25 protein-coding genes are annotated in these 22,989 nt (G+C 66.3%); 20 read left to right on the plus strand and 5 right to left on the minus strand.

From position 1 onward, the window contains the following. Nucleotides 1–33: 33 nt before the first annotated feature. Genes ACO054_RS16845 through ACO054_RS16860 form a run of 4 tightly spaced genes read left to right on the plus strand, consistent with a single transcriptional unit; the run spans nucleotide 34 to nucleotide 4,292 of the window. The gene (locus ACO054_RS16845) at nucleotides 34–624 is read left to right on the plus strand and encodes an aspartyl/asparaginyl beta-hydroxylase domain-containing protein (RefSeq protein WP_421707745.1); all 591 of its coding nucleotides are present in this window, start codon (nucleotides 34–36) and stop codon (nucleotides 622–624) included. Further along, nucleotides 621–1,475: an alpha/beta fold hydrolase gene (locus ACO054_RS16850; RefSeq protein WP_421707746.1), complete on the plus strand. Its 855-nt coding sequence runs from the start codon at nucleotides 621–623 to the stop codon at nucleotides 1,473–1,475. Before ACO054_RS16845 ends, ACO054_RS16850 begins: the two co-directional genes overlap by 4 nt. A 31-nt stretch (nucleotides 1,476–1,506) precedes the next feature. Next, nucleotides 1,507–2,577, plus strand: coding sequence for a hypothetical protein (locus ACO054_RS16855; protein ID WP_421707747.1), 1,071 nt, complete (start codon nucleotides 1,507–1,509; stop codon nucleotides 2,575–2,577). Continuing rightward, the gene (locus ACO054_RS16860) at nucleotides 2,574–4,292 is read left to right on the plus strand and encodes an ATP-binding cassette domain-containing protein (RefSeq protein ID WP_421707748.1); all 1,719 of its coding nucleotides are present in this window, start codon (nucleotides 2,574–2,576) and stop codon (nucleotides 4,290–4,292) included. The genes ACO054_RS16855 and ACO054_RS16860 overlap by 4 nt, the downstream gene beginning before the upstream one ends. On the opposite strand, the gene ACO054_RS16865 is transcribed toward ACO054_RS16860, so the two are convergent. Further along, nucleotides 4,276–4,707: a nucleoside deaminase gene (locus tag ACO054_RS16865; RefSeq protein ID WP_421707749.1), complete on the minus strand. Its 432-nt coding sequence runs from the start codon at nucleotides 4,705–4,707 to the stop codon at nucleotides 4,276–4,278. The genes ACO054_RS16860 and ACO054_RS16865 overlap by 17 nt on opposite strands. Before the next feature lie 129 nt (nucleotides 4,708–4,836). Between ACO054_RS16865 and ACO054_RS16870 the strand changes: the two genes are divergently transcribed. The 12 genes from ACO054_RS16870 to ccmI all read left to right on the plus strand — a co-directional run bounded on the left by ACO054_RS16870 (nucleotide 4,837) and on the right by ccmI (nucleotide 14,283). Further along, a complete protein-coding gene (locus tag ACO054_RS16870; protein ID WP_421707750.1) occupies nucleotides 4,837–5,310 on the plus strand; it encodes a DUF3775 domain-containing protein in 474 nt (157 codons plus the stop codon). Nucleotides 5,311–5,321: 11 nt separating this feature from the next. Continuing rightward, on the plus strand, nucleotides 5,322–6,164 hold the full coding sequence (locus ACO054_RS16875; protein ID WP_421707751.1) for a pseudouridine synthase: 843 nt from the start codon (nucleotides 5,322–5,324) through the stop codon (nucleotides 6,162–6,164). Beyond that, the gene (gene rsmD / locus ACO054_RS16880; protein ID WP_421707752.1) at nucleotides 6,145–6,726 is read left to right on the plus strand and encodes a 16S rRNA (guanine(966)-N(2))-methyltransferase RsmD; all 582 of its coding nucleotides are present in this window, start codon (nucleotides 6,145–6,147) and stop codon (nucleotides 6,724–6,726) included. The genes ACO054_RS16875 and rsmD overlap by 20 nt, the downstream gene beginning before the upstream one ends. A 128-nt stretch (nucleotides 6,727–6,854) precedes the next feature. Next, the gene (gene ccmA / locus ACO054_RS16885; protein WP_421707753.1) at nucleotides 6,855–7,505 is read left to right on the plus strand and encodes a heme ABC exporter ATP-binding protein CcmA; all 651 of its coding nucleotides are present in this window, start codon (nucleotides 6,855–6,857) and stop codon (nucleotides 7,503–7,505) included. Beyond that, complete coding sequence (gene ccmB, locus ACO054_RS16890; protein ID WP_421707754.1) at nucleotides 7,499–8,170, plus strand: heme exporter protein CcmB; 672 nt, start codon at nucleotides 7,499–7,501, stop codon at nucleotides 8,168–8,170. Before ccmA ends, ccmB begins: the two co-directional genes overlap by 7 nt. Nucleotides 8,171–8,403: 233 nt before the next feature. Beyond that, nucleotides 8,404–9,165: a heme ABC transporter permease gene (locus tag ACO054_RS16895; RefSeq protein WP_421707755.1), complete on the plus strand. Its 762-nt coding sequence runs from the start codon at nucleotides 8,404–8,406 to the stop codon at nucleotides 9,163–9,165. 4 nt (nucleotides 9,166–9,169) lie between these two features. After that, nucleotides 9,170–9,373, plus strand: coding sequence for a heme exporter protein CcmD (gene ccmD, locus ACO054_RS16900; protein WP_421707756.1), 204 nt, complete (start codon nucleotides 9,170–9,172; stop codon nucleotides 9,371–9,373). Continuing rightward, nucleotides 9,370–9,828, plus strand: a complete 459-nt coding sequence (gene ccmE, locus ACO054_RS16905) for a cytochrome c maturation protein CcmE (RefSeq protein ID WP_421707757.1) — start codon at nucleotides 9,370–9,372, stop codon at nucleotides 9,826–9,828. Before ccmD ends, ccmE begins: the two co-directional genes overlap by 4 nt. Before the next feature lie 117 nt (nucleotides 9,829–9,945). Beyond that, the gene (locus tag ACO054_RS16910) at nucleotides 9,946–11,940 is read left to right on the plus strand and encodes a heme lyase CcmF/NrfE family subunit (RefSeq protein WP_421707758.1); all 1,995 of its coding nucleotides are present in this window, start codon (nucleotides 9,946–9,948) and stop codon (nucleotides 11,938–11,940) included. A 38-nt stretch (nucleotides 11,941–11,978) separates the two neighbouring features. Next, complete coding sequence (locus ACO054_RS16915; protein ID WP_421707759.1) at nucleotides 11,979–12,521, plus strand: DsbE family thiol:disulfide interchange protein; 543 nt, start codon at nucleotides 11,979–11,981, stop codon at nucleotides 12,519–12,521. Further along, nucleotides 12,521–13,036, plus strand: a complete 516-nt coding sequence (locus ACO054_RS16920) for a cytochrome c-type biogenesis protein (RefSeq protein ID WP_421707760.1) — start codon at nucleotides 12,521–12,523, stop codon at nucleotides 13,034–13,036. Before ACO054_RS16915 ends, ACO054_RS16920 begins: the two co-directional genes overlap by 1 nt. Further along, a complete protein-coding gene (gene ccmI / locus ACO054_RS16925; protein ID WP_421707761.1) occupies nucleotides 13,033–14,283 on the plus strand; it encodes a c-type cytochrome biogenesis protein CcmI in 1,251 nt (416 codons plus the stop codon). The genes ACO054_RS16920 and ccmI overlap by 4 nt, the downstream gene beginning before the upstream one ends. 26 nt (nucleotides 14,284–14,309) lie before the next feature. Here the strand turns inward: ccmI and ACO054_RS16930 are convergent, their stop codons facing one another. The 3 genes from ACO054_RS16930 to ACO054_RS16940 are packed head-to-tail and all read right to left on the minus strand — an operon-like array spanning nucleotide 14,310 to nucleotide 17,101. Beyond that, complete coding sequence (locus tag ACO054_RS16930; RefSeq protein WP_421707762.1) at nucleotides 14,310–15,350, minus strand: aldo/keto reductase; 1,041 nt, start codon at nucleotides 15,348–15,350, stop codon at nucleotides 14,310–14,312. 30 nt (nucleotides 15,351–15,380) lie between these two features. Then, nucleotides 15,381–16,535, minus strand: coding sequence for an FIST signal transduction protein (locus ACO054_RS16935; RefSeq protein WP_421707763.1), 1,155 nt, complete (start codon nucleotides 16,533–16,535; stop codon nucleotides 15,381–15,383). After that, entirely contained in the window at nucleotides 16,532–17,101 is a 570-nt protein-coding gene (locus ACO054_RS16940; RefSeq protein WP_421707764.1) for an arylesterase, read from the minus strand. Before ACO054_RS16940 ends, ACO054_RS16935 begins: the two co-directional genes overlap by 4 nt. Before the next feature lie 248 nt (nucleotides 17,102–17,349). On the opposite strand from ACO054_RS16940, the gene ACO054_RS16945 reads away from it, so the two are divergent. The 4 genes from ACO054_RS16945 to ACO054_RS16960 all read left to right on the plus strand — a co-directional run bounded on the left by ACO054_RS16945 (nucleotide 17,350) and on the right by ACO054_RS16960 (nucleotide 22,180). Beyond that, nucleotides 17,350–18,090: an ABC transporter ATP-binding protein gene (locus ACO054_RS16945; protein WP_421707765.1), complete on the plus strand. Its 741-nt coding sequence runs from the start codon at nucleotides 17,350–17,352 to the stop codon at nucleotides 18,088–18,090. 7 nt (nucleotides 18,091–18,097) lie between these two features. Continuing rightward, entirely contained in the window at nucleotides 18,098–20,671 is a 2,574-nt protein-coding gene (locus ACO054_RS16950; RefSeq protein ID WP_421707766.1) for an ABC transporter permease, read from the plus strand. Between the two features lie 140 nt (nucleotides 20,672–20,811). Next, nucleotides 20,812–21,540, plus strand: coding sequence for a Bax inhibitor-1/YccA family protein (locus tag ACO054_RS16955; RefSeq protein ID WP_421707767.1), 729 nt, complete (start codon nucleotides 20,812–20,814; stop codon nucleotides 21,538–21,540). Between the two features lie 295 nt (nucleotides 21,541–21,835). Further along, nucleotides 21,836–22,180: a hypothetical protein gene (locus tag ACO054_RS16960; protein ID WP_421707768.1), complete on the plus strand. Its 345-nt coding sequence runs from the start codon at nucleotides 21,836–21,838 to the stop codon at nucleotides 22,178–22,180. Between the two features lie 20 nt (nucleotides 22,181–22,200). Here the strand turns inward: ACO054_RS16960 and ACO054_RS16965 are convergent, their stop codons facing one another. Further along, entirely contained in the window at nucleotides 22,201–22,950 is a 750-nt protein-coding gene (locus ACO054_RS16965) for an SURF1 family protein (protein WP_421707769.1), read from the minus strand. Between the last annotated feature and the right edge of the window lie 39 nt (nucleotides 22,951–22,989).

Raw genomic sequence — 22,989 nt, forward strand, 5'->3', positions numbered from 1 at the left:
CGCCCCAAACCAGAAAAGCGAAGGATCGCCCCCATGAAGTACTTTCAACAAATCAAGGCGGACATCGATCCGCGCCCGTTCCTCGAGGAAATCGCGCAAGTCGAAAACGCTTGGGACGCCTCCACGGGACGCCAGTCGAAGATCAAGGTTCAGCGCGAGGCTCTCTCGATCCCCCTGCGCGGCCTCCGCAAGTCGGCGATCGGCGATCGCAATCGCCGGGACGTGCATGAGAGCCGCTGGACCACGTCTTCACGTCACTACCCGCTGGCCTGCGGCTTTCTGAAGGACTTCGCACAAGAGCGAGCCGCCCTGCTCAGCCGCGCCAAGCTGGTGTGCCTGCCGGCCGGTCACAAGGTCTACCCGCACATCGATCGCGGCCTCTACTACCTGTTGCGCGACCGCTATCACCTCGTGTTGCGCTCCAGCAAAGGATCCTTCCTGCGTGCCGGAGACGAGTCCGTGCGCATGGGCGAGGGCGAACTCTGGTGGTTCGACAACAAGCAGGAGCACGAAGCGATCAACGACGGCGACGAAGATCGGATCCACATGATCTTCGATCTCCTGCCGCGGCATCTGGAAGCCGAGATCGGCGGTGTCGGCGACGCAGAGAAAGCGCAGTCATGACAGCGGTGCTGCACCAACTGGAGGTTCCAATGCGAAGCAGAGAGTCGGTTCTGATTCACCGACCGGCGCGTGGCCGCCTTGGCCTGCCTTGCTGGTTGGTGCTGCCGAGCCGCACCGCCCCAGACGCCGTTCCGTTGATCGCCGTTCACGGCATACAGCGGGGCGCCTACGAGAAGGCCTCGCTCCTGCGCGAGCGGGCCGAAGCCCTCGGCAGGCCGTTGATCGCCCCTTTGTTCGATCGGCAGACCTGGCCTCATTATCAACAACTTGTCCGAAAGGGTCGGGCCGACCTGGCCCTGCTGGCTCTGCTGGAAGAACTTCGGATGGAAGGTATCTGGCAGACGACGCAGTTCGACCTTTTCGGGCACTCGGGCGGCGCACAGTTCTCCCACCGCTTCGCAATGTTGTACCCCCATCTTGTCCGGCGTCTGATCGTCGGAGCGGCTGGATGGTACACCTTCCCGGACGCCGCCGAGTTCCCCTTGGGCCTGGCGGCGCGTCAGGACAAGCGCGACGACTGGGGCCCCAAGATGGAGGCCGGACTGAACCGCTTCCTGCGTTTGCCGATCCAGGTCTACGTCGGCGAACACGATTGCAAACCGGACGAGAACACCCGCAGCGGACCGGCGATCGATCGCCAGCAAGGCCCGGATCGCCTGACCCGCGCCAGGCGCTGGAGCCATGCCGTCCGAGAAGCGGCGGAGGCACGTGGCCTTCGGCCCGATATCGATCTGCAAGTCCTACGCGGCTGCACTCACCTGTTCAGCGACTGCGTCGCCAGGGGCGAGCTGACCGACCTGGTCCTGCCCGAACCCGACGCTGTCGCCTCCTCCGAAACCCGCTTCGCCTAGACCGAAGCGCCCCAGCCAAGGAGTTCTTCCCATGACCACCTACCGCACCCCCTTCACCGCCTCTCTCACCGGCGCCAAGTGGGCCTTTTCCACGCGGCGCGTGCAGCAAAGCGACGTCGTCGGCATCAGCGACCGCGTCGAGGAAGCCAGGTCCGGCGACCTCGTGCTCGGCCGGGTCGAGAAGATCGGCTCGCACAAGCGCCTGCAGCTGACCAGCGGACGCGGCTCGGAACTCTATCCGGACGATCTCGTCGTCGTGGCCTGCGGCGACCGCTACGCACCCGATCAGTTCGAGGGAATCGCCCGGCTGAACCGGCAGTCCTCCGACCTGCTGGCCAGCGGCGGCGTGCTCGGACAGATGCGCCAGAAAAACGGCAAGATCGCCTGCCCTACCACCATCGTACCGGTCGGTCTGCTGACGGATGCCAACGGTCAGGTCGTCAACCTGTCGTCCTATGCCGAAACCACGGCCCGGCCAGGCGCGCGACCGACGGCGATCGGCCTTATTGGAGCCTCGATGAACTCCGGTAAGACCACTGCCGCCGCCGCCTTGGCAAACGGGCTGCGCCGGGCTGGGCACCGGGTCGGCGTCGTAAAGATCACCGGAACGGCAGCGTTCGGCGACTACAACGCCTACATCGATGCCGGCGCGCACTTCGTCTGCGACTTCGTCGACGCTGGCATGGTCTCGACCTACCGGCAACCCGTCCCGCAGATCGAGACGGCCCTCGAGCTTCTGCTCGGCTTGGCCGGGGAGGCCAACTGCGACGTCGTGATCGTCGAATTCGCAGACGGCATCCTACAGAGCGAGACGGCCGCCCTGCTACGCAGCGACTACGTGCGCAGCGAGGTGCCGAGCTTCCTCTTTGCCGTTCCCGATGCTCTGTCGGCCGTCGGCGGCAGCGCAACCCTGAGCGAGATCGGCATCGCGCCGTTGGCGATCACCGGCGTGGTCAGCCAGTCGCCGCTCGCCTCGGCCGAGGCCGAAGCTATGACCGGACTGCCGATCTGGACGCGCGACGCGCTCTGCGACCCGGCCAAGGCCAATGCTCTGCTGGCCAGCGCGGCCTCGACGGCCCCGTTTTGCGAGGTAGCGGCATGAGCCGTCTGCCGCCGATCCTCTTGGGCGGGCGCCGGCTCAGGATCCTGCTCGTCGCGGCCCTGGCCCTGGGCCAGGCCACCGCGGCGGGCATCGCCGCCTTCGCGACGCGCGACGTCTTCGCCGCCTTCCGGGACGCCTCGAACGTCCTGCCGCTGCAACCGCTGCTGTTGATCGCCGGCGCCGGCTGCGCCATCGCCGTCCTGCGCGTGACGGAACGGGTGGTCGCCGAGCGGATCGGCCAGGACTATGCCCTGGCGCTTCGGATCAAGCTGTTCGAGCACCTGACCCGCATGTCGTCAAAGGAGGTGGCGCAGCGTCGCATCGGCGCCCTCTCCATGCGCTTCGTCGGCGATCTCGCCGCCGTTCGCAACTGGGTCAGCCGGGGCATCGGACGCTTGATCTCGGCAGGGATCGTGCTACCGGCCGGCGGCGCCATTCTCTACCTGCTCAACCCGACACTCGCCTACGCCGCAGCCGCGCCCGTCGGTATCGGACTGCTGCTGATGGCCTTGGCGGGATTGCCGCTGGGTCGCATGCACCGCCGGCTGCGCGCCCGGCGCGCCCGTCTGGCCGCCGACATGAGCGAGCGGATCCCCCATGCCCCGGAACTCAGGCTGCTGGGCCGGATGGACATCGAACGCGGTCGTTTGCAGCGCCGCAGCGAGAAGCTGATCGAATCCTCGGTCGCACGCACCCGGATTGCCGAGCTGCTGCGTGCGATCCCCGACGCCGTCGCCGGTTTCACGGCCGCCGGCATCCTGCTGGTCGCGCTCACCAGCGGCATGCCCCCGGCGGAAGCCGCCGCCGGCCTGGCGGCCGTCGGTCTGATGCTCATGCCGATGCGCGATCTGGCGGGAGTCTGGGACCGCCGCCGCGCCTGGGTCGCGGCCCGCGACAAGTGCGAAGCGCTGTTGGCGCGTCCGCGCCTGCACCGAAAGCTGCGTCCGGTGCCCCGCGACGAACTGAAGGGCCCACATCCCGTCAGCTTCTCCAAGGTTTCCGCCGGTGTGCTGGAGGACTTCACCGCAAAGGCGGCGGCCGGAGAAAAGATCGCGATCCTGGGCGGAAACGGCTCTGGAAAATCCACCCTGCTTCACCTCGCCGCCGGGCTGGAAGACTGCGGAGAAGGGAAGGTTCGCCTCGGCAACTGGTCCCTCCCCCAGCTGAGCGCCAAGGCCCGCCGCCGCGCGATCTCGCTGGTCAGCTCACGCGCTCCGATCCTGGCCGGCAGTCTGCGACGGGCCCTCACCATGGGTCTGGGCAACCGTCCCGACGACACCGAAATTCTGGAGACCGCCGAGACCTTCGGACTGAACGGGGTGCTCGCGCGTATCGGAGGGCTGGATGGCACTCTGGCCGAAGGCGGCCGGAATCTGTCGATCGGCGAAGCCCGCCGCGTTGTCTTGACCCGTGCCGCACTCTCCGAGGCCGGCCTCCTGCTGCTCGACGAGCCGGAAACCGGTCTGGACGGCAGCGGCGAGGCGCAGGTCGTCGATCTTTTGCGCAACAGCGAGGCGACCGTGCTGGTCGCCACGCACAGTCCGGCCATCGCCGCTCAGATGGATCGGATCTGGTACCTGGAAAACGGACGGCTGGTCGAGAGCGGCAAACCAGGCGATGTCATGGCGGAGGATCGGCCGACCGGACGGTTCCTGCAGAGTTTTCACTACGGCCTGCTCGGACTGTCGCGAGCGGTCCTCAGCGGCGCTGCCTGAAGAAGTCGGTCAGCAGCGCCGCGCAGTCGCTCTCGCGAACACCGCCGACGACCTCAGGCCGATGGTGGGTGGTCGGCTGTTCGAAGATGCGCGCGCCGTGGTCGACGCCGCCGCCCTTGGGGTCGTAGGCACCGAAGACGACCCGGCGCAGGCGGGCGAAGGCAATGGCCTGGGCGCACATCGCGCAAGGCTCCAGCGTCACGTAGAGCGTAGCCCCCTGCAGACGCTTCGTTCCGAGACGCTGGGCGGCGTCGCGAATGGCGAGCAGCTCGGCATGAGCCGTCGGATCGTGCAGGCGCTCAACCAGATTGTGCGCCCGTGCCAGGACCCTGCCCTGCTCGTCGACCAGCACGGCACCGACCGGCACCTCGCCCGCCGCCTCCGCCGCCCGCGCTTCCTCCAGCGCCAGTTCCATGGGGTCTTGCTTTCGCGGTTCCGCCCGTCTCATGACGCGCTGAACACCACGGGCCTTGCTCTGGGTCAAGCTTCGCGTTAAGTGCCCCGTCACAAATCGCCAACCTGCCGAATCCCCAAGGAGTTCTCCATGCTGGAGATGGACGTCGACAAGGTCTGTTTCGTCGTCGTGAAGATGCGCGAATACGAGGAAGAAGGCCTCATCAGAGCGGAAACCGAGGACGACGAAGTCGATCTGGACGACGACGCCGAAGAAGAACTGGGCGCTGCCGGCGGCCTGGATGGCGCCGACGAGGACAGCGATGGAGACGAGGAGGACGATCCCCTCGAATCGTCCAGCGAAGACGGCATTCTGGAGGAGCTGACGACCTTTATCCGCAATCTGGATGAAGAGGAGCAGATCGAACTGGTAGCGCTGACTTGGCTCGGCCGTGGCGACTACGAGGCGGACCAGTGGAGCGAGGCGACGGAAGCCGCCGGCGAACGACACAACAACCGGACCGCCGAGTATCTGATCGGGATCCCGCTGCTGCCGGACTATCTGGAAGAGGGACTGGCGGCCTTCGATCTGTCCTGCGTCGACTTCGACGAGAGCCGTCTCTAAGGGCGGAACTCTTGGCCAAACCCGGCAAGTCCGGCCGATCACAAGGGGCCGACGTTTTCGAAGGGTCGGAGACCGCAGCGGACAGCGAACGCATCGCCAAGGCGATCGCCCGTGCCGGCCTCTGTTCGCGCCGCGAGGCGGAGACCCTGATTGCCCAGGGCCGTGTAGAGCTCGATGGGGCGACCGTGACGAGCCCGGCCGTCAAGGTGACGAGCGAACAACGCATCACAGTCGACGGAGAGCCGCTGCCACGGCGCGAACCGCCCAGACTCTGGCGCTATCACAAGCCGACAGGCCTGCTAACCGCGGCCCGCGATCCCGAGGGCCGTCCCACGGTTTTCGATCGCCTTCCGCCCGGGTTGCCCCGCGTCATGCCGGTCGGTCGTTTGGACCTGAACTCGGAGGGTCTGCTTCTTCTCACCAACGATGGGGGGCTCAAGCGCCAACTCGAACTGCCGGCCACGGGCTGGCGCAGACGCTATCGCGTCCGAGTCTACGGAACCGTAGCGCCGAAGGCCCTACAGCGCCTACGCGAGGGGATCGAGGTCGAGGGTGTGCGCTACGGCCCGATCGAAGCTGCTCTGGACGACAAACCCGGCGACCGGTCGGGCGGCGCGAACACCTGGCTGACGATGGCGCTGCGCGAAGGCAAGAACCGCGAGATCCGGCGCGTTTGCGAAGCCATCGGGCTGAAGGTCAGCCGGCTGCTCCGCCTGTCCTTTGGACCGTTCCAGTTAGGCTCCTTGAAACCGGGGGAGGTCGAGGAGGTCCCGGCCAAGGTTCTGAAGGAACAGCTTGGCGCGAAGCTCGCGGACGAACTGGGGATCGCGGCCGATGCGCATCGTCGCCGGTAGTCTGCGCGGCAAGCGCCTGATCGCACCGGACGGAGAGGGCGTGCGGCCGACCGCGGATCGGACCCGTGAAGCCCTGTTCAACATCCTGGAGGGCGGCCGCCTAACCGGCGGCGTCTCTCCCTTGCCCGGCGCCCGCATCCTGGATGCCTTCGCCGGCACCGGTGCCTTGGGGTTGGAGGCACTGTCGCGCGGCGCAGCTCAGGTCGACTTCCTGGAACGCTACGCACCGGCGCTGACCGCTCTGCGCGCCAACGTCTCCGCTCTCGGGTCGGCACAGGCCTGCCGCATACACGACCGCGACGTGCTGCATCCGCCCGAAGCCGGCGCGGCGGCGGACGTCGTCTTCATGGACCCGCCCTACAACCAGGGTCTCGCGCGTCCGGCTCTAGAAGCCCTGAGCAAAGCCGGATGGATCTCCGAAAGAACCCTGATCTGTCTGGAACTCCTGAAAAGCGAAGACGCGAACCCGCCGCCGGATTTCGTCTCGCTCGACGAGCGGAGGTACGGTAAGGCCAAGCTCTGCTTCCTGCGCAAGGCGCCGCGACCGACTGACGCTCGCTGAACGCGCCGGCCTTGCCTGACGGGAAGGCTGGGCGTAAGGCTCTGTCCCGCCTCATCTGTCGTTTCGCCGGCTAATTTTTGGCTCAGTTTTCCGGCTCGCCTCACCCGCAAGAGTTCACCGCCCGTCCCATGCCTCTCTTCGAAGCCTCAGATCTCGGCTGCATCCGCGGCGACCGGGCGATTTTTGCGGAGCTCGGCTTCGTGCTAGAGGCCGGCGGACTGTTGCTCCTCACCGGCCCGAACGGGGCCGGCAAGTCCAGTTTGCTGCGGGTCCTGGCCGGATTGCTGCGCCCCGCCGTCGGTCGTCTTGCCTGGAACGGGCGGGAAGTCTGGGACGAGTTGGAGGCCCATCACGAACGGCTGCGGTATCTCGGACACGGCGAGGCCGTGAAGCCGGCGCTCACCGCGCTGGAGGATCTTCGGTTCTGGGCCGCCGTGCGCGGACTCGAGCCGATGGAGGTCGACCGGGCACTCGCCCGTTTCGATCTCGCCGATCTGGCCGATCGACCGGGCCGCCTTCTTTCGGCCGGACAGAAGCGGCGGCTGGCGCTGGCACGGATCACCCTGGGCGCAGCCAAGCTCTGGCTGCTCGACGAACCGACCGTCGGGCTGGATCAAAGCTCGGTGGAGCGCTTGGCACAGGCCGTCGCGGAGCACCGGGCGGCTGGCGGCTTGGCCGCCGTTGCCACACACATCGGATTTCCTGGAGAGAGCCCCCACGTGCTGGCCATCGACGACTTTCCGCCGGTCTTGCCGGATCCGGAGGACGACCCTTGGTAGGCGGACCGCTGACCGCCGTCGTCGCCCGCGACCTGCGCCTCGCCCTGCGTCAGCGCGGGGACGCCCTGACGGTGGTGCTCTTCTTCGTCCTGACGGCGACACTCTTTCCCTTCGGCCTGGGTCCGGAGCCGAACCTGCTGGCCAGGATCGCGCCCGGCATCGTCTGGGTCACCGCGCTGCTGGCCGTGCTGCTGTCTCTGGAACGGCTATTCCTGGCCGACTACGAGGACGGCAACCTGGAACTGCTCGCCCAGGCACCGCTTCCCCTGGAGATCGTAGTGATCGCCAAGGTGCTGGCCCACTGGCTGACCACCGGCCTGCCACTGCTGGCGGCCGCGCCGCTGATCGGTCTGCTCTACGGACTACCGACCGAGGGTTATGCGGTTTTGATGGCTGCGATGGCGCTGGGAACGCCCAGTCTCAGCTTGATCGGCGCAGTCGGCGCCGCCGTGGCGCTGGGGGCCAGACGCGGAGGCGTTCTGGTTCCCCTGCTGGTCCTGCCGCTGTACGTCCCAGTATTGATTTTCGGCGTCTCGGCGGTCGATGCCAGCCTCCAGGGTTTCTCCGCCCGACCGCATCTGCTGCTGCTGGGGGCGATTCTGGCCGGGACTCTGCCCCTGGCGGCCTTCGCCGGCGCGGCCGCCCTGCGGCAATCTGTCGAATAGGGGACCGGACTGTCGAAACGACCGGATTTGTGCCGGATTCCAACGCGATAAGGCGGGTCGGCCGCGATTTGTTCGCACAGAATTGAGCCTATTGCTCTAGACCCGCGACCCTTCGCTGCTCATGTTACGGGGGCAAAAAAACAAAACCGCATGACGTAGCGCAAATTACGCAGCTTCAAGCCATGCGAAACAGGATGGAAACGGATCGAATTTCCTTTGGTGGGATCCAAGCCGTGAGTCGCGCAGCCACAACCGCCAGCGAAAGCCGTTCGCTGCACCGTTTCGCAAATCCGGCACGCTTCATGCGCGCGGCCGACCTCGTCTATCCCTGGGCTTTGGCCGGTTTGGTGGTCAGCCTGGCGGCCGGCCTCTACCTCGCGCTCTTCGCCTCGCCTGCCGACTATCAGCAGGGCGAGACCGTGCGGATCATGTACATCCACGTGCCCGCTGCCTGGATGGCCCTCTTCGTCTATGCCAGCATGGCCGCCGGATCGGCCAGCTACCTGATCTGGCGGCATCCGCTCGGCGTGATCACGGCGAAGGCCGCCGCGCCCATCGGTGCCGCCTTCACCTTCCTGGCGCTCGCGACCGGCAGCCTCTGGGGCAAGCCGATGTGGGGCACTTGGTGGGTCTGGGACGCGCGCCTGACCTCCGTCCTGATCCTCTTCTTCCTCTACCTCGGCTACATGGCCCTGATGAACGCGTTCGAGAATGCCGAGCGCGGACAGAAGTCCGCCTCGCTGCTCTGCCTCGTCGGCGTGGTCAACCTTCCGATCATCAAGTTCTCTGTCGACTGGTGGAACACCCTCCATCAGCCGGCCAGCGTTTCGCGGCTGGGGACACCGGCGGTGCATGAATCGATGCTCTGGCCCCTCGGCCTCATGGCCCTGGCGTTTACGCTCTACTTCGTCGTGGTCCTGATCATGCGCACCAAGAGCGAGCTGTTGGCCGCACGCCTGCGGGCGCTTGGCGCGGCGCGGGCGGAGGATCGCTAGGCCGATGGAAACGCTACTCGCCTACCTCGACATGGGCGGACACGGCCCCTTCATCTGGCCCTGCTTCGGGCTGGCGGCCCTGGTGATGGGTTATTTCTTCATTGCGTCTCGACGGGACCTCCGCGCACGCGAGCACAGGCTGGAGGCTCTGCGAGCCGCCAGTCCGCGCCGGCGCCGTGAGACCGCCGGGCAGGAGGCAACCTCGTGACTCGCAAGCGCCGCCGGCTTCAGATCGCTGTCCTGGGCATGCTGTCTCTCGGAACGGCCACAGCCCTGGCCCTGACGGCCTTCCAGGACAACCTCGTCTTCTTCTACTCCCCGACCGACATCACCGAGAAAGGGCTCGCGCCCGATCAGTACGTCCGGATCGGCGGTCTGGTCGAAGAGGGCTCGGTTCAGCAGCTCGAAGGCAATCACGTCGCCTTTCGCGTCACTGATTTGGCCAACGCAATTCCCGTGACCTACACGGGGATTCTGCCGGATCTCTTCCGCGAAGGGCAGGGCGTGGTGGCGCAGGGATCGATCGGCGAGGACGGAACGACCTTTGTGGCGCGCGAAGTGCTGGCGCGCCATGACGAGAACTACATGCCGACCGAGGTTGCTGAGGCGCTGAAGGCGTCCGGTGAGTGGCGTCCGGAGAGTGGCCAGCCGCCGCCGAGGTAGCGACAGACAGGATCGGCCCCGACAGCCGACGGGTCGGGCCGTCGTTTAAGAGCCTGAGGCATCTCGCCGACGTCCGAACGTCCGATGCTTCGGCCCAGTCAGGAAGGACTTGCGGTCATGATCCCAGAACTCGGCCATTTCGCGCTGATCCTGGCACTGTTGGTCGCGACCGTGCAGACGGTCGTACCGCTGTGGGGTGCCCAGCGCGGAAACGCCGCCTGGATGGCGACGGCCAGTCCGGCCGCGGTCGCACAGCTTTTCCTCACGGCCGTCTCCTTCGCGGCCCTGACCTACGCCTACGTGGTCAGCGACTTCACCGTGGTGAACGTCGTAGCCAACTCCCACTCCGCCAAACCGATGCTCTACAAGATCACGGGTGTCTGGGGGAACCACGAGGGCTCGATGCTGCTCTGGATCCTGATCCTGGCGGTCTTCGGCGGCGCGGTGGCGCTGTTCGGCGGCAATCTGCCGCCGAGCCTCAAGGCTCGGGTAATCGGAATCCAGGGGCTGATCGGAATCGGCTTCATTTCCTTCACGCTCTTCACCTCCAATCCCTTCGAGCGGGTCTTCCCGCCACCGCTCGACGGCCAGGACCTCAATCCGCTTCTGCAGGATCCCGGCCTCGCGTTCCATCCGCCGATGCTCTATCTGGGCTACGTCGGCTTCTCGATCGCCTTCGCCTTCGCCATTGCGGCGCTGCTGGAGGGCAAGGTGGACGCCGCCTGGGCACGCTGGGTGCGCCCCTGGACCCTGGCCGCCTGGGTCTTCCTGACCGGCGGCATCGCGTTGGGCAGCTGGTGGGCTTACTACGAGCTCGGTTGGGGCGGCTGGTGGTTCTGGGATCCGGTCGAAAACGTCTCCTTCATGCCCTGGTTGCTCGGCACTGCCCTGCTGCACTCGGCTGTGGTGGTGGAGAAGCGCGACGCCCTCAAGGTCTGGACGATCCTGCTGGCGATCCTGACCTTCTCGCTCTCGCTGCTCGGCACCTTCATCGTGCGGTCCGGACTGCTGACCTCGGTGCATGCCTTCGCCAGCGATCCCGAGCGCGGTCTCTACATCCTGATGATGCTGATCATCGTGATCGGCGGCTCGCTCACGCTTTTCGCTATTCGCGCGCCAACCCTGAAGCCAGGCGGGCTTTTCGCGCCGATCAGCCGAGAGGGCGGGTTGGTCATGAACAACCTGCTGCTCGCCACGGCGACGGCCACCATTCTGATCGGTACGCTCTACCCCTTGATCCTGGACGCCGTCGGCGGCGGCCTGGTGACCGTCGGCCCGCCCTTCTTCAACATGACCTTCGTGCCGCTCATGCTGCCGCTGGTCTTCGTCATGGGCTTCGGACCGATGATGGCCTGGAAACGCACCGACATGTCCGGTGTGCTGAGCCGCCTGAAGGTCGCGGCAGTCGTTGCGCTGGCCGTCGGACTGATCACGCTCTACCTGCAGAGCGGCGGACCGCTGCTTGCGGCCCTGGCCCTTGGTCTCGCGGCCTGGCTCTTCGTCGCCGCCTTCACGGATCTGGCGGCCAAGACCAAGCTGTTCCGCGCACCTTTCGCGGATAGCTGGTCACGTGCACGCGGCTTGCCCCGCTCCCAGTACGGTACCGCTCTGGCCCACAGCGGCCTCGCCATCGCCATCGCCGGCATGGTCGGCTCGACTGCCTGGAAGGTCGAGAGCATTACCGTCATGCAGCCAGGGGAAACCAAGGACGTCGCCGGCTACAGCTTCACCTTCGAGGGTGTCGAACGCCTGCCGGGTCCCAATTTCCTATCCGAGACGGCGAGCTTTACGGTGCGCGACGGCGACGGGGCCTTCGTCGCCGTCATGACCCCGGAAAAGCGGATCTATCCGGTCGCCAATATGCCGACCACCGAGGCGGCGATCCATACCCGCTGGCTGGCCGACCTCTATGCCGTGATCGGCGACAAGGAAGAGCAGGGCGAGGGTTGGACGGTGCGGATCTACTACGAGCCGCTGGTCCCGTTCCTCTGGCTCGGCTCGCTGGTCATGATGCTGGGAGGGATCGTGTCCCTGAGCGATCGGCGCCTGCGGGTCGGGGCTCCGCGACGGACGAGGGCACCTGCCGGTCCAGCCATGCAACCTGCGGAGTAGCGACGAAGGCTCGCCCTGGCGGAGTAACAAGGCTTTTTATGCGATACCTCCTGTATCTTCTGCCGTTGATCATCTTCTGCGGCGCCGGCGTTGCGTTCTGGTGGGCTTTGGACAGCGGCCGCGACCCGAGCCGCTTGCCCTCGGCCCTGATCGACCGGCCGGCCCCCGAGTTCGCCTTGCCGCCGATCGAGGGGATCGACACGCCGGGCCTTGCCAGTAGCGACCTTGCGACCGGCGACGTCACGCTGGTCAACGTCTTTGCCTCCTGGTGCGTACCCTGCCGCGCGGAACATCCGATTCTCGTCCGGCTGAACCAGCAGGAGGGGATCCGCCTAGTCGGCATCAATTATCAGGACGAGGCGGAGGACGCCGTCCGTTTTCTGGACGAACTGACCAACCCCTACAGCCGGATCGGCGCCGACCCCCGGGGTCGCACCAGTCTCGACTGGGGCCTGACCGGCGTGCCGGAGACCTTCGTGATCGACGGCAGCGGCCGAATTCGCTACCGCCACGTCGGCCCAATTCATCCCTCCGAAGTCGAGTCCCTGATCCTGCCGGCGGTGGAGGAGGCACGGAAGTGATGCACGAGAGACTTGGAATCGCCCGCGCGATCAGCCCCAAGAAACGGATCCTCGGCCGGATCGCCGCCTTTCTCGTTGCCATCTCGCTGACGGCACCGGCCGCGGCGCTGATGCCCGACGAGATCCTGAACAATCCGGACCTGGAGGCACGCGCGAGAGCGCTGTCCAAGGACCTGCGTTGCGTCGTGTGTCAGAACGAGGCCATCGACTCCTCGAACGCCGAAATCGCCCGGCAGATGCGGCTGGTGGTGCGCGAACGCCTGGTTGCCGGCGACAGCGACGGCCAGGTTCTGGACTTCCTGCAGGCACGCTACGGCGACTACGTGCTGATGAAACCGCCGATCAAGCCCGAAACCTATCTGCTCTGGTACAGCCCCGCCGTCGTCCTGCTTTTGGGCGGCATCGGCGTCGGTTTCTATCTGCTGCGCCGGCCGAAGACCGCCGAGCTGGCCGAGCCCCTGACGGACGCGGAGCGCGCGCGGCTAAAACGCCTGCTGGACGAATCAGACGCATGACCGGCTGGATTTTCTGGATTTCCGCGGCCGCGCTGTCCGCCGTGGTCGTCATGCTGCTGTTACGCCCCCTGCTCCGCCGGGAGCTCGATCAGCCCTCCAGCGCGGCCTATGACCTGCAGGTCTACAAGGACCAACTGGCGGAAGTTGCCAGCGAACTGGAGCGCGGCAACCTGACTCCCTCCGAGGCGCAGGCCGCCCAGGCGGAGATCGAACGGCGTTTGCTCAGGGCGGCAGAAGCGGAGAAACGCCAGGACAGCATGCGCGCCGGTCAGCCGGCCAAGGTCCTGGCGATGGTGCTGACGGCCTTTCTGCCACTCGGCACGCTCGGTCTCTATCTCTACAGTCTCGGGTCGCCCGGCATGCCCTCGATGCCCTTCGCCGAGCGCGCCGCCGAACGGCAACAGTCGGACGAGCGCGAGCGCTTGATTGCCGAGCTGGCCGCGCGCATGCAGGAAGATCCCAGCGATCCTCGCGGCTGGGAGATCCTGGCGCGCAACTACGCCGTAATCGGACGTTATCTCCAGGCGGCCGAAGCCTATCGCGAGGCCATCGCGCGCGGCTTCGACAGAGCCGATCTTCGGTCTAGCCGCGCCGAGGCACTGATCGCGGCAAACGACGGCGTGGTCACGCCGCAGGCGCGCCGCGAGATCGAGGAAGCGCTGCGGCAGAACCCCGAGGAACCTCTTGCGATCTACTACGTCGGGGTGATGTACGAGCAGGTCGGCGAACCGCGTCAGGCGGTCGAGACCTGGGCCAGACTGCTGCGGGAGCTGCCGCCCGATATCGCCGGGCGCGGACAGGTCATGGCCCGACTGACCGAGGTCGCAAACAGAGCTGGTCTCCAACCGGGCGACTTCGACACGGCCTCGCGCCTGCCACCGGTCGGCAGTCCACCGGCCGTCATGTCCCCTGGGGGCTCTTTCGCAGACGGACAATCCGGCCCTCGCGCGGGTCCGCAGCCGGGTCCGACGCGCGAGCAGATGGACGCTGCCCAGGACATGAGCCCCGAGGAGCGCCAAGCCATGGTGCAGGGCATGGTCGAGGGGCTGGCCAATCGGCTGGAGGAAACGCCGGACGATCTGGAAGGTTGGTTGAGGCTTGCGCGCGCCTATGCCGTGTTGGGTCGCCGCGACGAGGCGGTCAACGCTCTGGAGAGAGCGGAGCCCCTGACCGAAAACCTGGCGACCGACGACCCTCGCCGGCAGGCCGTCGAGCAGGGCTTGCAGTCGCTCCGCGGCGGGCCCTAGAGCATTTCGTGACCGTCGGATCTCCGTTAGGGGCAGGGAATGGTGTGTTCGGCGTGGATAGCCTCGATCCCCTCTAGAACCTCCTCTGAAAGCCGCACCTGGGAAGCCGAGAGCTGGATCTCTAGTTGCTCGACGGAAGTCGCGCCGACGATGGAGGCCGTCGTGAAGGGGCGCGAGACGACGAAGGCATTGGCCATTACTTCCGGCCGCAGGCTGTGCGCGCGCGCAAGCTCCACGTACTTGCGCACCGCCGCTTCCGACGTGGGTTTGCGATAGCGGCTGTTCTGCGGGTAGAGGGTCAGGCGCGCGCCGGCCGGCTGAGCGCCGTCCAGGTATTTTCCGCTGAGAACGCCCGCCGCGATGGGCGCATAGGCCAGCAAGCCGCAGTCTTCGCGGATGGCGATTTCCGACAGTCCGACCTCGAAGCTACGGTTCAGCAGACTGTAGGGGTTCTGGACCGAGGCCACGCGCGGTCCCTTGCCCTGCTCGGCAAGCTTCAGGCAGGTCATGGTGCCCCAGGGCGTTTCGTTGGACAGGCCGACCGACCGCACCTTGCCGGACGCGACCAGATCGCTCAGCACACCCAGGGTCTCCTCCAGCGGCACTGGCTGTTCGTCGGGGTCGTGCCGGTAGCCGAGTTGGCCGAAGATATTGGTCGAGCGCTCCGGCCAGTGAAGCTGGTAGAGGTCGATGTAGTCCGTCTTGAGGCGTTTCAGGCTGGTCTCGACCGCCGCTTCGATGTTCGCACGGTCCAGTCGCGTGTCGCCGCCGCGGATGTAGGGGAAGCGCGAGCCGGGGCCCGTCACCTTGGTCGCGACGACGATTTCCGTCCGGCAACGCCGGCTTTCCAGCCAGTCGCCGATAATCTCCTCCGTCCGGCCCTGGGTTTCGGCCGAAGGCGGCGTCGGATACATCTCGGCGGCATCGAAGAAGGTCACGCCTCGCTCGCGCGCCAGATCCATCTGCGCGAAACCTTCCTCCGGCGTGTTCTGGGTGCCCCAAGTCATGGTGCCGAGGCAGATCGCGCTCACCTCGATACCGCTACGCCCGAGCGGACGGTAGTCCATGGTCTCTTCCCCCGATTTCGAAGAACCTTGCTAAAGAAACAGCGTCAGAACGCCCGTGTAGCCGTAAAGGCGATCATGGCAAATCTCGCCGTTGCCGAAGAAACCGATGGTCGGCACCTCGCTGCCGCCGTTGGCGCGCGACAGGGCCTGCTGCACGAGCGTCGCCTCCAATCCCTCTTCGCCGAACAGACTCCGCCCGCGCGCCACGCAGGAGAAGTAAAGCGCAGCCTTCGGCGCGCTTTTCGCTCGGGCCAAAGTGTCGGTGAGCATCCGCTCCAAGTCCTTGCGGGCGCTGGCAGGATCGCGGCGGACGAACACCATGGCGCGGCCGGGCTCGACCGCTTCCCCGACGGCGATCAGGCCGCGCTCGGCATCGATCCCGACCAGATTCCGCACCAGATAGTCGGAGCGGTCCGAGTTCTGCAGCGGAAAGGCGACATGAATATAGCCGGCCGCACGGCGCAGATCGCGCGCCAGCAACTCGCCGACATCTTCCTTGAGAACCTCCAACGCCGGCCGTCCGTCCAGTTCGGCGACCACGTTGCGCTCGGCCGAGGTGATGCGCCTGACCGGCCCCACCGGCGAGCAGCCCTGAGTGAGACCAACCGCGACCGGCAGAGTACCGTCCAGCAGGACACCCGACAGGCCGTGACCCGCAGGCGCGTCGTAGACCCGCTCGCCGAAAGTGACGAAGCGATCCGCCCCGCCTGCCAGACCGCCGACGAGGTAGGACTCCGCGCCGGCGAGAGCCATCAGTCCGTCGGTCAATCCGGGAGAGCGCGGATCGCCGTGAACGATCCCCAGCCGAGGTCCCAAGCCAGCGGATGACGGCGGCAGCCCGCCGGGATCGATCGCTTGCATACGATCTTCAGTCAGGTTGGCGAGCAGGAGAGCGACCGCCGGGCGATCATAGAATTCGCGGGACCCCGAGATGATCCCGCCGCCGACCGTTCCGATCCAGCGCTGCACGCCTGTTCTCTGCCGGAGCAGCGGGACCAGACGGTCCTGGAGCGGCCACATGGCTTCGTTGACGTAGACGACGCCTAGGCCTGGAGGGGGGCGTTCGGACTCGCCCTGCGACGTCACCAGCCGTGCCAGAGCGGCATCGATCGCTTGTTCCGGGGTATCGCCGAGGCCGTAAGCGTCGCGGAAATGGCTGGCAGCCGCGGAAAGGCCGTCCGTCATCCCTCGGCCGCCGCGCTCCGCTCACGGACGCGCAGGATCAATTCCTCCACCTTGGGAAGGATGTTCTCGACAATCGTAGCGACGCCCTGAGAGTTGGGGTGAATGCCGTCGGCCTGATTCAGTTCGGGTACCGTCGCCACGCCTTCCAGAAAGAAGGGATAGTAGACCGGGTCGTAGGTCTCCCGCAGGCTCGGGAAGACAGCATCGAAAGCCTCGGCGTAGTCGGCGCCCAGATTGCGAGGCGCCAGCATGCCGGTCAGCAGGACGGGGATCTCCGCGCGCTCTAGCTCCGCCAGCAAGGCATCCATGTTTTGCAGCGTGTTGGATGGCTCGATCCCGCGCAGACCGTCGTTGGCCCCGAGCACGACGATGATCGCGTCGGGGTCGTCGGCCAAGGCCCAGCCGATCCGGGCCAGACCGGCGGCCGTGGTGTCCCCGGAATTACCAGCGTTCAGGACGCTCACGTCCGTGTAGCCTTCATCCTGCAGGCGGGCCTGCAGTTGCGCCGGGAAGGGGTCACCGGCAGGCAAGCCGTAGCCATGGACCAGCGAGTCACCGAAGGCCATGATCTTGAGAGGTTCCGCCTGCGCTGGAAGAGCGAAGGCGAGAACGAGAAAGAGAGGAGCCAGGAGTCGCATAGCGCCCCAAAAGTTAAGCGTCCCTGGGCGACGATCAAGCGATCCTTACCTCGACTGATCGGTTCGGGTCCCGCCTACGTAGAGTCACGAGTGACTTTCAATCCGCCGACAACCGCCCATATCCGCGCATAGCGCTCATGCTTTCCTCGCTTGAACCGGCCCGCCCAGGAGACCCCATGACCGAGCCGATGATCCGTTTGAACGACCTGGTGCTCACCTACCGCAACGAGGCGGGCCCGGTCGAGGTGCTGCGCCGCCTCCGACTCGACGTCACGCGCGGCGAGACGGTATCGGTGGTCGGGCCCTCCGGCTCCGGCAAGTCCTCGATGATGATGGTGATGGCGGGGCTGGAACGCGCGACCTCCGGAAGCGTCGCGATCGACGGAAAGAACCTCGGCGACCTGGACGAAGATGCGCTGGCCCGCTTTCGCGGCGAGCGGATCGGTATCGTCTTTCAGGACTTCCATCTGATACCGACCATGTCGGCACTCGAGAACGTTGCGGTGCCACTGGAGCTGGCCGGCCGACGCGACGCCTTCGAGCAGGCCTCCAAGACACTGCAGCAGGTCGGCCTGGGTCACCGCCTGACCCACTATCCCGGTCAACTGTCGGGTGGCGAACAGCAGCGCGTGGCGCTGGCCCGTGCCTTCGCGGTGCAACCCCGCCTGCTGCTGGCCGACGAGCCGACGGGCAACCTGGACGGAAACACCGGCGAGAAGGTCATCGAATTGCTGTTCGATCTGGTCAGCGACCACGACACCACGCTGGTGCTGATCACCCACGACCCCTCGCTGGCCGAGCGCTGCAGCCGCACCGTCCGCCTCGCAGACGGGCAGATCATCGACGATGGCACGGCGTCGGCGAGCAAGACGCCTAAGGCCGAGGTGGCGGAACCCAAGCTGGCGGCGGGCGTCTGAGACGATCATGGCTGAAGCGACCCTCGACTCTCCACAAGCAGCCGCACCCGCCAGTCCGAACGGCCCGCTCGCTCTGCGCTTCGCACGGCGCGAACTGCGCGGCGGCTTCAAGGGCTTCCGGATCTTCCTGGCCTGCCTGCTGCTTGGCGTCGCCGCGATTGCCGGAGTCGGCTCTCTCTCCTCCGCCATGCTCGACGGCCTGGCCCAGAACGGCCGCGCGCTCTTGGGCGGCGAGGTCGAACTGCGCCTGATCCACCGCAAGGCCACCGATCTCGAGGTGGCGTGGTTGGAAGACAATTCCACGCGGCTGTCGCGAACCGCGGAGATGCGGGGCATGGCGCGGAACGTCGAAGCGCCCGATACGCGCCGCCTGGTCGAGCTGAAAGGCGTGGACGACCTCTATCCCCTCTACGGCGAGGCGACGAACAACGAAGGGATCGCGCTGGACTCCGCCCTGGAACGACGCGACGGCGTCTGGGGCGTCCTGGTCGACGAAGGGCTGCTGTTCCGCCTGGACCGAGAGGTCGGCGACCGTATCGGCATCGGCGAGGTCGAGTACGAGATCCGCGGCACCGTCGCGCGCGAGCCCGACAGGGCGGCCCGTGCCTTCACCTTGGGGCCCCGCGCCATGGTGGCGCTGGACTCCTTGGCCGAAACCGGCCTGGAGCAGCCGGGCGCCCTGATCTACTACCACTATCGTGTCGACCTGCCGGCCGGCGAAAACCTGGAGGACTGGCGGGCGCGCCTGGGCGAGGATCTGCCCGGCGCCGGCTGGCGCATCCGCGACCTCCAGAACGCAGCACCCGGTCTCGCCGATTCCGTCGAGCGGGTCGCGCTGTTCATGACACTGGTCGGTTTGACGGCCCTGCTGGTCGGCGGCGTCGGGATCGCCAACGCGGTGCGGGCCTTCCTGGACGAAAAGCGCGCCACCATCGCGACCTTGAAGTGCCTTGGCGCCCCGGCCTTCCTGATCTTTCAGACCTATCTCCTGCAAGTTCTGGCTTTGGCTTCGCTTGGAATCCTTGCCGGACTGGCGGTCGGTGCGGGCGTGCCGGTCGCCGCAGCCCCCTTTCTCGAAGCCCGCATGGGCTTCGATTTCGCGGGCGGCGTCTATGCGGCGCCGCTGATCGAGGCCGCGGCCTTCGGGGTGCTGACCACTCTGGTCTTCTCCCTCTGGCCTCTAGCCCGCGCGCAACAGATCCCGGCCGGCAGCCTGTTTCGGGACATGATCCAGCGCGCTCAGGCGTTGCCGCCGGCCTGGGCGCTCGCCGCCCTGGCGGTCGCCTCGGCCGCTTTGGCTGCCCTGGCGATCCTCGGCTCCGACGAGCGGAACTTCGCAGCCGGTTTCGTGGTGGGCGCCGTCGGCGCGCTCGTTGCCTTCCGTGTCGCGGCGCTGGGCGTGATCTGGCTGGCTAAACGACTGCCGCGCGTTCGCTATCCGGGTCTGAGGCTGGCGATCGCGAACCTGCATCGGCCCGGCGCACCGACCAGCAACGTCGTGATGTCTCTGGGCCTGGGATTGACGGTGCTGGTGGCGATCGCACTGGTCGAGGGCAACTTGCGCAACCAAGTGGTCGAGGAGATGCCGGAGGAAGCGCCGGGCTTCTATTTCATCGATATCCAGCCTGAGCAAATTGCCCCCTTCAAGGACCTGGTCCGCGAGTTCGAGGGCGTCGACGAGGTGGAGTCCGTTCCGATGCTGCGCGGCCGGATCGTCGGCGTGAACGGCCAGCGGCCCGAGGACATGGAGCTGCCGGAGGACATTCAGTGGGTTTTCCAGGGCGACCGCGGTCTGACCTGGGCTCGCGAGCAGCCGGCGCGCGAGACGGTGATCGAGGGCGAATGGTGGCCGGCGGACTACAACGGCCCGCCGCTGGTTTCGCTCTACGAGGACATTCAGGAGGCGCTCGGCCTGCAGCTCGGCGACCGCCTGACCATCAACATCCTCGGCCGCAACGTCGAGGTCGAAATCGCCAACGTGCGCACCATCGACTGGTCGGAACTGACCATCAACTTCGTGATGATCTTTTCCCCCGGCTTGCTGGAGGCCGCGCCGCAGACCTCGATCGCCACCGTGCATCTGGACGCCTCACAGGAATCCGCGCTGGAGAGGGCCGTGACCGATGCCTTCCCCAACATCTCGGCTATTCGGGTCAAGGAGGCGCTGGCCGGCTTCGCAGAAACCCTGCGCGACATAGCGACTGCGGTCAGCGCCACGGCGAGCGTCACGGTCCTAGCGGGCGTGCTGGTCCTCGCCGGTGCCGTGGCAGCCGGACACCATCGCCGAATCTACGATTCTGTCGTGTTGAAGGTTCTGGGCGCAACGCGCACCACCGTCGGCAAGGCCTTTCTGCTGGAATACGGCCTAATGGGCCTGGTCACGGCCGCGATCGCAGCCGTGATCGGCACCATCGCAGGCTGGGTGATCGTGACGCAGGTCATGGATCTGGAGTTCGGGTTCCTGCCGCTTTCGGTCGCCGTCACCATGGCTCTGGCGGTCGGCGTCACCCTACTGTTCGGGTTCGCCGGCACCTTCCGGGCCCTGTCGGTCAAGGCGGCGCCGCTGCTGCGGAACGAGTAAGCCGGCGAGAGAAACAGCCGAGAGAAATACCGGGGCAATTTTAGCAGCTTTCGTGCGAGAATCGGTTGATTCGGGCACCAGGATTGCCAATATCTTTCGTCGAGTTACACCGCCACCACGTGATCCGGAGAGAAACTCAGATGGTGAACCCCGATCGTCGCTATATGACGCGCAGCCAGGCTGAAGTCGCGCAGATCGACGAGGGTCTGCGCAGCTACATGCTGCGCGTCTACAACTACATGTCCCTGGGCGTCGCCTTCACGGGCGCCATCGCCATGATGGTCGCGATGAACCCGGCCATGGTGCAGGCGCTGTCCGGCGGCCTGTTCTGGGTGCTCTTCATCGGCATTCTGGGTCTCGGCTGGTTCGCGCCGAAGGTGATGATGACCAAGTCCGTCGGCGCCGCCCAGGCCTGCTTCTGGGCCTACGCGGCTCTCTGGGGCGCGTTGCTGGGACCGATGTTCTACGCCTATCTGGCCGTCGACCCGATGCTGATCCCGCAGGCCTTCTTCATCACGGCCGGCACCTTCGCGGGCATGAGCCTGGTGGGCTACACCACGAAAAAGAACCTCGGCCCGATGGCCGCGTTCTTTACGATGGCGATGATCGGCCTGCTGATCGCGTTGCTGGTCAACGCCTTTCTGCTGCAATCCACCGGATTTTCGCTCATCTTGTCGATCGGTGTGGTTCTGGTCTTCGCCGGCCTGACCGCCTACGAGACGCAGCAGATCAAGAACATGTACTACGAGGCGGATGGTGCCGAGGTGCAGACCCGCAAGTCGATCTTCGGCGCCTTCATGCTCTACGGCGCGTTCGTCGTCATGTTCATCCACATCCTGAACCTGCTCGCCATCCTGCGCGGCGAATAGGGCCGGATCTACGTCTGTTGAGAAGAGGCCCGGGAAGAACCGCTTCCCGGGCCTTTTTTCTTTTGAGTAAGCTCCCAGAAGTACCTAGGGGCGAAGGGACGTGGATCGGTACGAAGTCCGCGCTGTTGATCCCAGCCGGCACAGCTCGCACAGGGTGACCGGGGTTGCACGCCGGCTCGGAGATCCCACCTGTGCGGACCCTCAGAAATCGCCGAGAGACTGTCCGGAGCTGTCGAACGCTGACCGCTTCAGGCAAACTTCACCGGACAGATCAGCCTACAAGGGAGACGGAGACATGTTCGGAATCGAGTCTGGAAAATCCTCGATCCAAGCGATCTTGGCATCTGCGGTGTTTCTCGCGCTGAGCCTGACGGCGGCGCCGGTTGCAGCAGCCTGTATGGATGTCTTCCAAGAAAAGCTGGCCGACATGGGCGTCGCCGAGACCGACATCCAGAGCATCGAGGTCACCACGACCCGAAACGCTAGCGCGGGTGCGGGCAGCCACGTGCGCGGCTACCAGGCCTGGGCGCGCCTAGCCTCCTGCGACGGCTATGTCGTCGTCAGCGTCAGCAACATGTGCACCTACCGGGACGCTCACACGACCGGAAACTGCCGCATGAGCGATATGCCGACCTATTGAGGGGAGAGAGCGGCGCGAGTTCAGGCGCTGTCGCTACGACGGCGTTGCGACAGCACAAAAACCACGACGGCAGCGGCGGCCAGCGTAAACCAGGTGATGGCGTACTGCAGGTGATTGTTGTTCAGTTCCACCCGCGTCTGCCCGCCTATCGGATAGCGGCCGGGATGCTGGTCGGCGAGGGCCGACAGGTAGAGTTCGGTCACTGGTTGGGATAGGCCGGCGGCTTCGGCCATGAGCGGCAGGTCCATCCAGAGCCAAGTGTTCTGGGAAGGATCGTTCTCCGGCCGCAGGAACTCCCGGCCGTCCCAGCCGCCGAGCCGTGCCAAGCCGACAAGCGTCACGATGCCCTCCGGCGAGCCCTCGGACCGCAGAGCTGGATCCTGGGCGGAGAGCGGCGCCCAGCCCCGGTTGACTAGAAGACGTCGACCGTCGGAAAGAGCCAGGGGCGTCACGACGTGCAGACCGGGTTCGCCGCGATAGGTCCGCGCTAGTAGGGGCATCTCGCGGTCGTGCAGCCATCGCCCGGTAACTCGGACAGGCCTGTACTCGGAGGTCTGTGGACTGGCCAGCGCTGCGTCCAAAGTGATCGGGGCCGCCGTGGAACGCTGCTGAAGATCGGCAATCAGCGCGGTCTTCCACTCCAGGCGTTCGAGCTGCCAAGCGCCGAGACCGATCAGCACCGCGACCATCAAAAGGGTCAGCAGGCTCGGCAACAGCTTGGGCCGAAACCGAGACTGGCCGGTCTTTACGGGCTGGGAGTTCTGAGACATGCCTGTCTATTGCACCGCCTGGACCGCTGACCCACCGTC

Origin of the sequence: Algihabitans sp. (genome assembly GCF_965226985.1) — a bacterium.
Classification (GTDB): domain Bacteria; phylum Pseudomonadota; class Alphaproteobacteria; order Kiloniellales; family DSM-21159; genus Algihabitans.